The 14,481-nt window shown below is 62.8% G+C and carries 8 protein-coding genes; 6 read left to right on the top strand and 2 right to left on the bottom strand.

What is annotated here, in order from left to right; all coding sequences use genetic code 11:
• Nucleotides 1-84: 84 nt before the first annotated feature.
• From J3O30_RS00155 to trxA, 6 genes are all read left to right on the top strand, one after another.
• Nucleotides 85-2,670 carry a PAS domain-containing sensor histidine kinase gene (locus J3O30_RS00155; protein ID WP_207582341.1) on the top strand — a complete coding sequence of 862 codons (2,586 nt, stop codon included), beginning with the start codon at nucleotides 85-87 and terminating at the stop codon, nucleotides 2,668-2,670.
• Entirely contained in the window at nucleotides 2,667-4,178 is a 1,512-nt protein-coding gene (gene tsaE, locus J3O30_RS00150) for a tRNA (adenosine(37)-N6)-threonylcarbamoyltransferase complex ATPase subunit type 1 TsaE (protein WP_207582340.1), read from the top strand. The genes J3O30_RS00155 and tsaE overlap by 4 nt, the downstream gene beginning before the upstream one ends.
• 13 nt (nucleotides 4,179-4,191) lie before the next feature.
• A complete protein-coding gene (locus J3O30_RS00145; protein WP_207582339.1) occupies nucleotides 4,192-4,923 on the top strand; it encodes a nucleotidyltransferase family protein in 732 nt (243 codons plus the stop codon).
• 3 nt (nucleotides 4,924-4,926) lie between these two features.
• Nucleotides 4,927-8,121 carry a double-strand break repair protein AddB gene (gene addB, locus J3O30_RS00140; RefSeq protein ID WP_207582338.1) on the top strand — a complete coding sequence of 1,065 codons (3,195 nt, stop codon included), beginning with the start codon at nucleotides 4,927-4,929 and terminating at the stop codon, nucleotides 8,119-8,121.
• Nucleotides 8,114-11,665: a double-strand break repair helicase AddA gene (gene addA, locus J3O30_RS00135; protein WP_207582337.1), complete on the top strand. Its 3,552-nt coding sequence runs from the start codon at nucleotides 8,114-8,116 to the stop codon at nucleotides 11,663-11,665. Before addB ends, addA begins: the two co-directional genes overlap by 8 nt.
• A 70-nt stretch (nucleotides 11,666-11,735) precedes the next feature.
• Nucleotides 11,736-12,056: a thioredoxin gene (trxA, locus tag J3O30_RS00130; RefSeq protein ID WP_003544118.1), complete on the top strand. Its 321-nt coding sequence runs from the start codon at nucleotides 11,736-11,738 to the stop codon at nucleotides 12,054-12,056.
• A 69-nt stretch (nucleotides 12,057-12,125) separates the two neighbouring features.
• Here the strand turns inward: trxA and J3O30_RS00125 are convergent, their stop codons facing one another.
• Both J3O30_RS00125 and accD read right to left on the bottom strand, forming a co-directional pair.
• On the bottom strand, nucleotides 12,126-13,478 hold the full coding sequence (locus tag J3O30_RS00125; RefSeq protein ID WP_207582336.1) for a folylpolyglutamate synthase/dihydrofolate synthase family protein: 1,353 nt from the start codon (nucleotides 13,476-13,478) through the stop codon (nucleotides 12,126-12,128).
• Between the two features lie 27 nt (nucleotides 13,479-13,505).
• Complete coding sequence (gene accD, locus J3O30_RS00120; RefSeq protein ID WP_164015509.1) at nucleotides 13,506-14,411, bottom strand: acetyl-CoA carboxylase, carboxyltransferase subunit beta; 906 nt, start codon at nucleotides 14,409-14,411, stop codon at nucleotides 13,506-13,508.
• Between the last annotated feature and the right edge of the window lie 70 nt (nucleotides 14,412-14,481).

Raw genomic sequence — 14,481 nt, 5'->3', positions numbered from 1 at the left:
GTGGCGCCGGACCCTGTCCGACCGCTCCGAAAATGGGATGTCTTGTCGTAATGCGGCACATTGAAGGACGGAGACATACCGCGGATGTCGGAAATGAAAAGCAGCCTGCCCGGTCAGGCGGATGACGGCGTTCGCGCCGGCCGCCGCCCGCTGATGGCGGGCCAAGAGCACAAATCTGCAACGGCACACGAGGCCGCCAAGCAAGAGCATGGATCATTGGCGCGCTTTCTGAAAGCTTGCGCGGCCGGCACGGCGCTTGCGGCGCTGGCGCGGCCGGTTCTGGCACAGACAGAGCAACAGGCGGCAGCCTCGGCTCACCTCTTCACATCCTCGCAGGTCGTCGGCGTTTCCGTGGTCATCGGCGTCATATCGGCAGCACTGCTTTCGACGCTGTGGCTGGTGCGCCAGCGCGGCAATCTGGAAAGTGAGAGCCGGGAAATCCGCTCGGCGCTTTCCGATGCCCAGCAGCGCATTTCGCAATACCAGGCTTTGATCGCCGACAAGAACCGGCGGATCGTCATCTGGGACGGCAATGCGCGCCCCGAACTGCTCGGCCAGCTTCCGCCCGAAACCGGCGCACCGCAGGACGGCGAGTTCCTGGCCTTCGGCCTCTGGCTGAAGTCCCGCTCGGCCTCCGAGCTGGAAAAGGCGATCGACCGGCTGCGCGACGGAGCACAGAGTTTCGACATGGTGGTCGAAACCATCCGCGACGAAATCCTCGAGGCGCAGGGCCGGGTTTCCGGCGGGCGCGCCTTCGTCCGTTTCGTGGCGCTTAACAATCTGCGCGCCGAGCTGGCAGAGCTCAGGATCGAGCGCGACCGGCTGATGACGTCGATCTCGGCCTTCCAGACCATGCTTGACGCGATCGACATGCCGGCCTGGCAACGCGACCCGGCGGGTCTGCTGACCTGGGTCAACCAGGCTTATGGCGAGGCGGTCGAAGCGCGATCGCCGCAGCAGGCGATCAATGAAGGCCGCGAAATGCTGACGACCGTGGCGCGCGAACGTATTCGCGCGGCGACGACGCCGGAATCACCCTTCCACGACACGATCTCGACGGTCGTGCGCGGCAACCGCACATTCTTCGACGTCGTCGACGTCAGGCTGCCCAGCGGCTCGGCCGGTATTGCGATCGACGTGTCCGACATAGAGGCGGTGCGTGCCGAGCTGGAACGGACGCTCAAGAGCCACGCCGAAACCCTCGACCATCTCGCCACGCCCGTTGCCATCTTCGACGGCGACCGCCGCCTGCAATTCTATAACCAGGCTTTCGTCGCGCTCTGGGAGCTGGATATCGCCTTCCTCGAAGGCCGGCCGGACAATAGCGAGCTGCTCGAGCGGCTGCGGGCTGCCAAGAAGCTGCCGGACCAGCTCAACTGGAAAAGCTGGAAGGAAGCAGCCCTTTCCGTCTATCGCGCGCTCGACACGCAATCCGATCTCTGGCACCTGCCGAACGGGCAGACATTGCGCGTCTTCGCGACCGCCCATCCGCAGGGTGGGGCCACCTGGGTGTTCGAAAACCTGACCGAGCAGGTCGATCTCGAAACGCGCTACAACACACTGGTCAAGGTGCAGGGCGAAACGATCGACCATCTTTCCGAAGGTGTGGCGGTGTTCGGCCCGGATGGACGCATCCGCCTGTCGAACCCGGCCTTCCGCGCACTCTGGGGAATCACCGAAACCGAAGCCAAGCCCGGCACGCATATCCGCGGACTGGGCGAGGCCTGCGCGCCGTCCTATGACCGGCCGGACGGCTGGAAGGCGTTCGCGGAACTGATCACCAGCTTCGACGACGAACGCCGCTCGGGCCAGGGGACGCTGGAACTCTTCTCCGGCCTCGTGCTCGACTTTGCCGTCATCCCGCTGCCGAACGCGCAGACCATGCTGACCTTCGTCAATATGACGGACAGCGTGCGTGCCGAGCGGGCGCTAACCGAGAAGAACGAAGCGCTGCGCAAGGCCGACGAGCTGAAGAACGACTTCGTCCAGCATGTGTCTTACGAGCTGCGCTCGCCGCTGACCAATATCATCGGCTTCACCGATCTACTGCGGACGCAGGGCGTCGGGCCGCTGAACGAACGGCAGGCCGAATATATCGACCACATCTCGACCTCGTCCTCCGTTCTGCTGACGCTCGTCAACGATATCCTCGACCTTACGACCGTCGATGCCGGCATCATGCGCCTCAACTATGCGGATATCGATCTCAACGATCTGCTCGACGACGTCTCGATGCAGATCGCCGATCGCCTGCACGAAAGCGGCGTCGCGCTCGAAATCACCGCGCCGGCCTATCTCGGCTCGATCGTCGCCGATCCGCAGCGGCTGAAGCAGATCCTTCTGAAGCTGCTTTCCAACGCAGCGAATTTTTCGCCGGAAGGCACCTCGATCGCGCTGGAGTGCCATCGCGAAGGCACGGATTTCGTCTTCTCCGTCAGCGATCGCGGCCCCGGCATCTCGCCTGACATGATCGCTACCGTCTTCGACCGGTTTGCGACCGGTGCGAAAAGCGGCAAACGCGGCGGCGCCGGCCTCGGCCTTTCGATCGTCGACAGCTTCGTCACTCTGCATCATGGCGACGTGACGATCGACAGCGAGCCGGGCAAGGGCACCACCGTCGTCTGCCGTATCCCCTCGATCAATGTCCCGCATACCGCGGCTGCCGAATGACGACCAGCGATACGATCTCGCTTTTTCTGAAAGACGAGGCGGCTACATCTCGACTGGGTGAAGACCTGGCGCTGGCCTTGAAAGCCGGCGATTGCCTCGCCCTTTCCGGCGATCTCGGCGCGGGGAAATCCTCGCTGGCACGGGCGATCCTGCGCGCCATGGCCGATGACGAGGGGCTCGAGGTCCCGAGCCCGACCTTCACCCTGGTGCAATCCTACGATCTGCGCCTCCCGGTTTCGCACTTCGATCTCTACCGGCTCGGCAATCCCGCCGAATTGACCGAACTCGGCTTCGATGAAGCCCTGGAGAACGGGATCTGCCTCGTCGAATGGCCCGAGATGGCTGAGGGCGAACTACCGGCCGAGCACATCACGCTGAGGCTCGCACATGAAGGCAGCGGCCGCCGAGCAACAATCAAAGCCGCCGGCGCACACGCCTTCCGCATCCATCGTGTCCTGGCGATCCGCGATTTCCTCGACAAAGCCGGCTATCCCGAAGTCAAACGCCGCTTCCTGACCGGCGATGCGTCGTTGCGCGCCTATGAAGCGATCTATCCGAACGCTGCTCAACGAAAAATACTGATGGATTGGCGCCCGCATCCCGAGGGACCGCCCGTCTATGACGGCAAGCCGTATCCCAAGGTCGCGCATCTCGCACAGAATGCCTATCCTTTCGTCGCGATCGCCAATGTGTTGCGCGAGCGGGGATTTGCGACGCCGGAGATCTATCAGGTCGACTATGAACAGGGCATCCTGCTGATCGAGGATCTCGGCACCGAGGGCGTGCTCGATGACGACGGACGGCCGGTCACCGAACGTTACCGGCAAAGCATCGCCTGCCTTGCCCATCTTCATTCCATGCAGATTCCGCAGGATATCCCGGTTTCCGCGATACATACGCATCACATTCCGGACTTCGATCGCACGGCAATGAAGATGGAAGTGCAGCTTGTGCTCGATTGGCATATTGCCTGGAAGCGCGGTACAGCACCCACGGATGCCGAACGTGCGGACTATCTGGCGATCTGGGACTCGCTGATCGACGAGCTCGCGGCGGCCGAGAAGAACCTGTTGCTGCGCGACTTCCATTCGCCGAACATCATCTGGCGCGAACTAGAAAGCGGCATTCGCAAGATCGGCATCATCGATTTCCAGGACGCCATGATCGGCCCCACCGCCTATGATCTCGCCTCGATCGTTCAGGATGCGCGAGTGACAATCGAACCGGATCTCTTCCGGCAGCTGATGGACGATTATCTCGCCCTTCGCCGAGGCCAGGGCGGCTTCGACGAAGCCGGATTCATGAAGGCCTGGTCCATCATGTCGGCGCAACGTAATTGCAAGCTTGCCGGTCTCTGGGTGCGGCTGCTGCAGCGTGACGGCAAGCCCGGCTATCTCAAACATATGCCGCGAACGCTCACCTATCTGCAGGTCGCACTCGAGCATGAAGCGCTTGCCCCCTTGCGCGATTGGTGCGCAAGGGCTGGAATAGGCCAACGCGAATCATAAGTTCCGGATCAGCATGAGCATCAGACAAGCTATGGTACTGGCCGCGGGTCTCGGGACCCGCATGCGCCCGATCACCGAGACGATCCCGAAGCCGCTGGTGAAAATCGACGGCAAGCCGATGATCGACTACGCGCTGGATTCGCTGGTGGCGGCCGGCATCGAACGAGCCGCCGTCAACGTTCATCACCACGCCGACCAGATGCTCGATCATCTGAAGAATTATCCTGGCCTCGACATCGTGATTTCCGACGAGCGGGACGCGCTGATGAACTCCGGCGGCGGACTGGTGAAGGGGCTGAGGCTGCTGACCCGCGACGATATCTTCGTCATGAATGCCGACCTGTTCTGGATCGGCGAACAGCCGGGGCGGCCAACGAACCTGCAACGCTTAGCCGGATTCTTCGATGCCAAGCGCATGGACATGGCGCTGCTTTGTGTGATGATAGAGGATACGACGGGCCACAACGGCAAGAACGATTTCAGCCTCGCAGCGGATGGCCGGCTGACGCGTTATCGCGACGATCCGTCCAATCCCGTCGTTTACGCCGGAGCGATCGCCATGAACCCATCGCTGTTCGACAACGCGCCGCAGGATGCCTTCAACCTCAATATCTATTTCGACAAGGCAATCGCACGCGGCCGCCTTTTCGGCATGGTGCTCGACGGCCATTGGCTGACAGTGGGAACGCCGGAGGCGATCGGCGAGGCGGAGGAAACGATCCGTCGGTTGCGGGCGTTTGCGTGAGCCATGGCGGAGCGGCATCAGCCACGCATTCTGACGATCCCGGCGGGCCTCTCCTTTCTGAAAACGCTGGCGACGACGCTTTGCGACGGCCGCCTGACGCCGCTCTTCCGGCATCAGGCCGATGATCCGCTGTCGCTCGCCAGGGTAACGATCTATCTGCCGACCCGGCGTGCCGTGCGTGTGCTGCGCTCGGAATTCGTCGACCTGCTCGGCGGCCGCTCGGCGATCCTGCCGGTCATCCGTCCTCTCGGCGAAACCGATGACGACAGCGGCTATTTCGACGAGGCGCTGCCGGCGACGATAGACCTCGCCCAACCGCTGTCGAATACCGCCCGTCTGTTGGAGCTTGCGCGGCTCATCCTCGCCTGGCGAAACAAACTGCCCGAAATCGTTCGCCACATTCATTCGGACTCACCGCTCGTTGCGCCGGCAAGCCCGGCAGATGCGATCTGGCTCGCCCGCAACCTTGCGGAACTGATCGATTCCATCGAAACCGAGGATCTCGACTGGTCTGAACTGTCGAAACTCGACACCGGCGACTATGCCGCCTGGTGGCAGCTGACGGCGGAGTTTCTGCAGATCGCCAGCGCCTTCTGGCCGGAGAGGCTTTCCGAACTCGGCAAATCCTCGCCGGCGCGGCACCGAAACGCCATCCTGCGGGCCGAAGCATCAAGGCTTACCACGACGAAACCGACTGGGCCGATCATCATTGCCGGTTCGACGGGCTCGGTTCCCGCCACCGCCGATCTCATCGCCGCCGTCGCCAATCTGCCTGAGGGTGTGATCGTGCTTCCGGGGCTCGATCTCTCTATGCCCGAAAGGCACTGGCAGATGGTGGCGCCAGAACCGGCACCCGGCCAACATGCCAATCCTGCAAGCCGGAGCCATCCGCAATACGGCCTGTCGTTGCTGCTCAAGCGGCTGAAGCTCACGCGTGCCGACGTGACCCTTCTTGAACGGCCCGAGGCCGATCTTGAGCGGCGCGCCGAAATCCTGTCTCGGACGCTCGTCCCGGCGGAGGCGACCAGCGATTGGGGCGCTTGGAAGAGCGACCTGCCCGATGGCAGCCTGTCTTCCGCCTTTGCCGATGTTTCGCTGATCGAAGCCGCCAACGAACGCGAGGAAGCGACCGCGATTGCGATTGGGCTGCGGCTGGCGTTGGAAAAGCCGGGGCAGGACGGCGAAAGCCGGGCTGCCCTCATTACCCCGGACCGCAATCTCGCCCGACGGGTTATGGCGGAGCTTTCCCGCTTCGACATCCTCGCCGACGATTCGGCCGGCACACCGCTTGCAGCCATGCCGCAGGGCACGCTGCTGCAATTGCTGCTGGAAGCAGCGCTGCGCCCGGGCGATCCGGTGGCGATTATTTCGCTGCTCAAACATCCGCTGGCCCGTTTCGGCCTGGAACGCGACGCATTGATTTCCGCTACCGAGGCGCTCGAGCTGCTGGCCCTGCGTGGCGGCGTGGCGGAGGTGGATATCAGCAGGCTCGAGCCGCTGCTGACCCATCAGCTTGCCGAACAGGCCCAGGACAGGCACGCACCGCAATGGCGAAAGGCGCTTTCGGCTGACGCTGCCGATGCCGCGTACGATCTTGCCCGGCGGGTCACACAAGCGACCGAGCCGCTGGCTTCGACGCTGATCCGGCACCGGCCGGAAGATCGCGCAAGGACGGTAAGCTTGTCTTTGTCGGAATGGGCGGAGCGTAGCGGTCGTTCGCTCGAAGCAGTCGCGGCCGATCCGCACGGCAATCTCGCCGATCTCTGGTCTGGTGAAGCGGGAGATGCGCTCGCCGCCCTGCTCGGCGAGGTCATCGGCACGGACGGCCAGATGGAAGCCGACGGGCCGCAATGGATCGACATTATGGCAGCACTTGCTGCCGGCCATGTGGTGAAGCCACGGGCACTCAGTCATCCCCGCCTCTTCATTTTCGGCACGCTGGAAGCCCGCCTGCAGAGCGTCGATACGCTGATCCTCGGCGGCCTGAACGAGGGCACCTGGCCAGGGCAGACCGCCAACAATCCCTTCATTCCGCGCATGATGAAGACGGAGATCGGCCTCGAGCCGCCGGAACGGCGTATCGGCCAGCTGGCGCATGACTTCGAGATGGCGAATGGCACGCGCCATCTGATCTATTCGCGCGCGCTGCGCCAGGGCTCGACACCGACGGTCGCCTCCCGTTGGCTGCAGCGGCTGCTAGCGCTCGCCGGAGAGGCGTTCGAAGCGGAGTTGAAGGGACGCGGCAACCGGTTCCTCCAATGGGCCGGCCTGATCGACCGTGGAGAAGCCCAGGCACCGACGCAACGCCCCTCGCCGAAACCACCGTTGGCACTGCAGCCGAAATCCTACTCCTTCAGCGAAGTCGGTCGGCTGCGCCGGGACCCCTATGCCATCTATGCGCGCCGCATCCTGCGCCTCGATCCCGTCGATACATTCAACCGCGATCCAGGAGCGGCCGAACGCGGAACGCTCTATCATAAGATCATCGACCGGTTCATTCGCGAAGCCCATGTCGCCGGCACGCCGGATGCGGCAGCGGCGATGGAGCGCATCCTTTCCGAGCTTTTCGACATGGAGCAGCTGCCGGCGCATATCGATGCCGTGTGGCGGCCGCGCTTCCGCGCGGTTGCCCGCGCCTTCCTCGAATGGGAAACCGGACGGCGACCCGGCATCCGCAAAACACTGACGGAGGTGCGTGGCGGCTTCGAATTGGAGCCGATCAATATCCGGCTTAACGGAGTTGCGGACCGGATCGACATCACCGGACCGAACGCCGCCGATATCATCGATTACAAGACCGGCTACAATCCGTCGCCAGCGCAGGCCCGCGTGCTTCTCGATCCGCAGCTTGCGCTCGAAGCGGCGGCCTTGAGCGCCGGCGCCTTCCGTGATGCCGGTCGTCTTGTGCCGCAGGACCTGCTCTATGTGCGCCTGCGGCCGGGACGTCGTTTTCAGGTCGACACCGTCAACAACGAAAGCTCGGCACGCAGCGACAAGGCGAAATCGGCGATGGATCTCGCCGAGGAATCGATCGACCAGTTGGTCAAGTTCGTCGGATTGCTGCAGTCCGGGGAGAAAGGCTTCACCTCGCGGCTCATTCCGGCGCAGCAATTCGATTTCGGCGGCGACTATGATCACCTCGCCCGCGTCTCCGAATGGTCGACAGCCGAAACCGACGAAGGCGGCAGCGATGAGTGATGTAACGCCTCTTCCCAACGACGATGATCCTGGCGCCTGGATCGGCTGGACGACGATCCAGCAGGCGATTGCCTCCGATCCCTTGCGTTCGGCATGGGTCTCGGCCAATGCCGGCTCCGGCAAGACGCATGTGCTGACACAGCGCGTCATCCGTCTTCTGCTGGTCGGGGCGCGGCCTTCTGCCATTTTGTGCCTCACCTATACCAAGGCTGCGGCTTCCGAAATGTCGAACCGCGTCTTCGAGCGGCTGGCGGACTGGGTGGTGCTTGACGATGAAGACCTTAGCCGGCGGATCACCCAGATCGAGGGGACGGCTCCCGATGGACTGAAGCTTGCCGAGGCCCGCCGGCTGTTCGCGAAGGCGCTGGAGACACCCGGCGGGCTGAAGATCCAGACGATCCATGCTTTTTGCGAGGCGCTGCTGCACCAGTTTCCACTGGAGGCCAACGTCGCCGGGCATTTCTCGGTTCTCGACGACCGGGCGGCGGTGGTGCTGCTTTCCGATGCGCGCCGGGCGCTGCTGACGGCAACCGCGCCGGAGGGAGACAGCGCGCTTGCCGAGGCGTTCGCCTATGTGCTCGATCTCGGCGACGAATCCGGACTGGAGAACCTGCTCGGCGACATCGTCGCCAATCGCAACGCAATCCGTCGTTTCACGGCAATCGCCGAACGGCAGGGCGGCGTGGAAAAGGTCCTGCGAGAAAGGCTTGGCCTTGCCGCCGGCGACACGGAAAGCCGGATCGCCGCGCAATATTGGCCTTTGCCGGAGCTTTCGGGCGGCATGCTGGAGCTTTATCTGTCGCTTGCCGACCAGAAGGGCGGCACGAAAGCGCAGGAGGTTGCCTACGGCCTCAAGCTTGCCGGGCGGGAACGCGATGACGCAAGGCGCGCTGAGTTTCTCGAGAAAATCTTTTTGACAGCCAAGGGCGAGCCGAAGGCGGACTCGCAATTCTCAGTCAAGGCGATGCTTGCCGACGCACCGCAGCTGGCGGGCGCCATTGCCGCTGCCCGCGCCCATGTCGCCGCAAGCCGCGACCGGCTGAAACTGATGCGGATGTACGGCGCCACACATGCAGCGCTCGTGCTCGCCGACCGGCTGAACCACGACTACGAAGAACTGAAGAAACAGCGCAGCCAGCTCGATTTCGAGGATCTCATCACCCGCACCGCCGACCTGCTGACGAAAAGCGGCGTCGGCCCCTGGATCCACTACAAGCTCGATCGCGGCATCGACCATATCCTCGTCGATGAAGCGCAGGATACCAGCCCGATCCAGTGGAGCGTCATCCAGTCGCTCGCCGAGGATTTCTTCTCCGGCGAAAGCGCCCGGCCGATCGTGCGCACGCTGTTTGCCGTCGGCGACGAGAAACAGTCGATCTATTCCTTTCAAGGAGCGCGGCCTGAGCGTTTTTCCGAGGAAAGCGACCGAACGCGGCGGCGGGTGTCCGACAGCGGGCAGAGCTTTTCCTCGGTCCGGCTGCCGCTTTCCTTCCGCTCGACCGCGGATGTGCTCGAGGCCGTCGACCATATTTTCAGGGAACCAAACAATGCGCGCGGCCTCAGCGCGCTCGGCGAACCGGTGGTGCATCGCTCCAGCCGCATCGGACATCCCGGCGCCGTCGATCTCTGGGAGATGGTCGCGCCGGAAGCGGTGATGAAGGAGGAGGATTGGACGGCGCCCTTCGACGCAACGCCGGAAAGCGCGCCAGCCGCAATCCTGGCGCGGCGGATCGCCCATTCGATCGGCACGCTGGTCGGGCGCGAGACGATCGTCGACAAGGGCAAGGAGCGTCTGATCGAAGCCGGCGACATCCTTGTGCTGGTGCGCAAACGCGACGCCTTCGTCAATGCGTTGACGCGCGCGTTGAAGCGCCGCGGCGACATTCCGGTCGCCGGCGCCGACAGACTGGTGCTGACCAGCCATATCGCCGTGCAGGATCTGCTGGCGCTCGGCCGTTTCCTGCTTCTGCCGGAAGACGACCTTTCGCTCGCCGCCGTGCTCAAGAGTCCGCTGTTTGATCTTTCCGAGGACGACATCTTTGCGATCGCCGCGCTACGCGGCGATAATGAGAGCGTCTGGCACCATCTCAAAAGTTTCGCCGCCGATGGCACCGAGCGTTTCCGCGCAGCCGTCGAGAGGCTTGAATTGTTCCTTCGCCAATCCAGGAGCCTGTCGGTCCACGATTTCTATGCGCGTGTGCTCGGCAGCCATGGCGGGCGGCGGCAATTCCTTGCCCGGCTCGGCACCGAGGTCAGCGATATCCTCGACGAATTCCTGACCTTCACGCTCGACCACGAGAGCTCCGGCCTCCCCGGGCTGCAGTCCTTCATCTCGACGCTGGAGCTCGAAGCGCCCGTGGTCAAGCGCGAGCAGGACAAGGGGCGCAATGAAGTGCGGATCATGACGGTGCATGCCTCCAAGGGTCTTGAGGCACCGATCGTTTTCCTCGTCGACGGCGGTTCGAAGGCTTTTACCCATACCCATCTGCCGAAGCTTCGCCTGATCGAGACCGACGCCGACGAGCCGCCGATGCCCGTCTGGGTTCCTGTCTCCGATCTCGCCAATTCGCTGACCCAGGACGATGCTGCGCGTATCCAGATGCTGGCGGAGGAAGAATATCGCCGATTGCTCTATGTCGCCATGACGCGAGCCGCCGACCGGCTGGTCGTCTGCGGCTATCGCGGCGTGCGTGTGAACAACGACACCTGGCATCTGATGATTTCGACGGCACTGCGCGACAATCATCCGCTGGTGGAGACGACCACATTCTCGAGTCCCGATGGGGAATGGCCGGGTATCAAATGGCGCGTGCCGCGGGTGGAACGACGCTTCGAACGCACCGACCGCAGCCAGGAGCGCGACAGCATGGACACCCTGCCGGACGGTCTGTTGCGGCCGTTGCCGCCGCAGGCCGGGCTGCCCCGGCCGCTCAGCCCCTCCGGCGCCGGGACGATCATCGATGAAGACGCGGGTGGCTTGCTCGTCGTTTCGCCGCTGTTTGGCGAGAAGCAGCGCAGCGATCGTTCGCTGGAGAAGGGCAGGCTGATCCACCGCATGCTGCAGGCGCTTCCCGAAATTCCGCTTGCCGAACGGCCTGATGCCGCAGGCCGCTATGCCGAACGAGCGGCTCGGTTCTGGCCGGAAGCCGAACGGCGCAAACTTGTTGATTCGGTTCTGAAACTATTGGACGAAGAGGGTCTGCAGTCCGTCCTCGGTGCGCAGGCCCAGCCCGAGGTCTCGATCATGGGAACGTTGACGCTCGAAGACAGGCGCTATGCCGTCTCCGGCCGCATCGACCGGCTTGCCGTCCTTGCCGATCGCGTCGTCATTCTCGACTACAAGACCAATCGGGTGCCGCCGGCGACAGAGGAGGCTATCCCCTTCGCGCACCGGGCGCAGCTGGCGATCTATCGCGAGATCCTGGCGCCGCTCTATCCTGATAAGCGTATCGATTGCATGCTTGTCTATACCGAGAACGCCTCGCTCTACACGCTGAGCGAAAAGGCGCTCGGTTTGGCGCTTGCAGCAGTCAAGACAAAGTGAAATACCGGACATTGAAAATTCGGCACCGCAGCATCACATGTGGTTCAACACCGAGACAAAGGAGCAGCCCATGGCTACCGTGAAAGTCGATATCAACAACTTCCAGTCGGAAGTTCTGGAATCCGCAGAACCCGTCGTCGTCGATTTCTGGGCTGAATGGTGCGGCCCGTGCAAGATGATTGCGCCGAGCCTCGAAGAAATCGCCGTTGAGATGGAAGGCAAGGTCAAGGTGGCCAAGCTGAATATCGATGAGAACCCGGAACTCGCCGCACAGTTTGGTGTGCGCTCTATTCCGACCCTGGCGATTTTCAAGGGCGGCGAAGTCGCCGATATCTCCGTGGGCGCCAAGCCGAAGACCGCGCTTTCGAACTGGATTTCGAGCGCCGCCTGACTGATATCGCTTAAATTAAATCGCATTGGCGAAAAAGCCCGGCATCGACCGGGCTTTTTCAATTTGCCTTCATTTCGGCGGCGTGCCGTTGTCGGAAAGCACATCGCCGACGAGATAGAGAGAGCCGCCGATGAGGATGCGCGGGGGTAAACCCTCCGGATCGACGACGGCTTTTATGGCTTCCAGCGCATCGCCGACCGTCGACATCGGTTCGGCAACCAAGCCGGCATCATAAGCGGCATTCGACAATATCACCGGGTCGATTATCGCGTCGCTGCCACGGATCGGCACACAGAAAACCTTCTCGACCAAGCCGGCGAAGGCCTTGAAATAGCCGATTGGATCCTTGGTATTAATCATGCCGGTAATGAGGAAAAGCGCCCGAGACTGGCGTTCCTCGAAATTGGCCATGGCTTCGGCGATCACTTCGCCTGCCCCGGGATTATGCCCGCCGTCGATCCAGATCTCGGCGCCGGCGGGTGCATGCGGCAGCAACCGGCCTTCGTTCAGACGCTGCAGCCGGCCCGGCCATTCCACAGAACTCATCGCCTTTTCCATCATCGCCTCGGTGACGGTGAAACCCGCCGCCTTGACGGCGCGAATGGCGGCGGCGGCATTGGCATATTGGTGGCGGCCGGGAAGCCGCGGCAGCGGCAGGTCGGCAAGACCGAATTCATCCTGATAGACGAGCCGGCCATATTCCTCATGCGCCATGAAATCCTGGCCGAAGACGGCGCTGGGACAATGCAGCCGTTCGGCCGTCGCCATCAGCACGTGGAGCGCCGCGTCATATTCCTGATGACCGATGACAACCGGAAATCCCGGCTTCATGATGCCGGCCTTTTCGGCGGCGATCAGCTCGACCCTGTCCCCGAGATAGGGCTGGTGATCGAGTGAGATCGGCATGATCACCGAGACGGCCGGATCGGAAATGACATTGGTGGCGTCGAAGCGGCCGCCGAGACCGACTTCGATGATCGCGGCATCGGCCGGCTGTTCGGAAAACAGGATGAAGGTGACCGCCGTCAGGATTTCGAAGACGGTGATGTGCTGTCCGGCATTGGCATCGGCCACACGACGCAGGGCCTTGGCAAAGACGGCGTCATCGACAAGCTGCCCGCGCCCGCCCTTGACGCCGATGCGGTAACGCTCGTGCCAATTGACGAGATGCGGCGAGGTGTGAACATGAGCGCTGTAGCCGCCGGCTTCGAGCAGAGCGCGGCAGAAGGCGGTGACCGACCCCTTGCCGTTGGTGCCGGCGACATGGATCACCGGCGGCAGATTCCGGTGCGGATTGCCGAGCACATCGAGAAGACGGGTGATGCGATCGAGAGACAGATCAAAACCCTTGGGATGTAACCCCATGAGCTTGTCGATCTCCTGTGCTGCCTCGCTCACCGCGGTTTGGCCTCTGGGTATCAATTCGGCACCCCGCTTGCTTGTCGGTTTTCAGGCGCTCGCCGCCAGAGCGATCGCACCGCTATTCATGTCGTTCGCCGCCGAAACCGGCTTCTTCGTCAGGATCTTCAGGACGCGCGCCAGCGTTTCCGGGATATCGTGACGTTTGACGACCATATCGACCATACCATGCTCCAGCAGGTATTCGGAGGTCTGGAAGCCTTCGGGCAGTTTTTCGCGCAGCGTCTGCTCGATGACGCGCTTGCCGGCAAAGCCGATTTCGGCGCCGGGCTCGGCCAGATGAATATCGCCCAGCATGGCATAGGAGGCCGTGACGCCGCCGGTGGTCGGGTTGGTCAGCACGACGATATAGGGTTGGCCGGATTCCTTGAGCAGGTCGAGGGCAACGGTCGTGCGCGGCAGCTGCATCAGCGACAGGATGCCTTCCTGCATGCGCGCGCCGCCGGAAGCGGGGAACATCACCAGCGGGCACTTTTCAGACGTCGCACGTTCGAAAGCCTTAACGATCGCCTCGCCGGCAGCCATGCCGAGCGAACCGCCGATGAAGTTGAATTCGTGCACCACCGCCACGAGTTTCAATCCCTGCACCTTTCCGACGCCGGCGAGGATGGTATCCTCCTGCTCAGTCTTCAGGCGGCTGTCGCGCAGGCGATCGCTATATTTCTTAGAATCGCGGAACTTCAGAGGGTCCTGGGCGACCTTCGGCTGCGGCAGCGATTCGAACTCGCCGTTGTCGAACAGATCGATCAGGCGGGCCTTGGCCGGCATCTTCATGTGATAGCCGGAGGCTGGAATGACCCATTTGTTGCCTTCCAGATCCTTGTGGAAGACCATCTCGCCGGTTTCCGGGCACTTGATCCAGAGGTTCTCCGGCACTTCGCGACGGCCCAGCATGGAATTGATCCGCGGGCGAACGTAGTTGGTGATCCAGTTCAACTCGAATACTCCTGATTGACGAAAGCGCGTCGCGATCTTTCAGATCGTTTGCCACACTTTGAGGTCTTCG

Origin of the sequence: Rhizobium sp. NZLR1 (genome assembly GCF_017357385.1) — a bacterium.
Lineage (GTDB): Bacteria > Pseudomonadota > Alphaproteobacteria > Rhizobiales > Rhizobiaceae > Rhizobium.
Note: the sequence above shows the minus strand (reverse complement) of the source record. Positions and strands in the feature narration are given on the sequence as shown.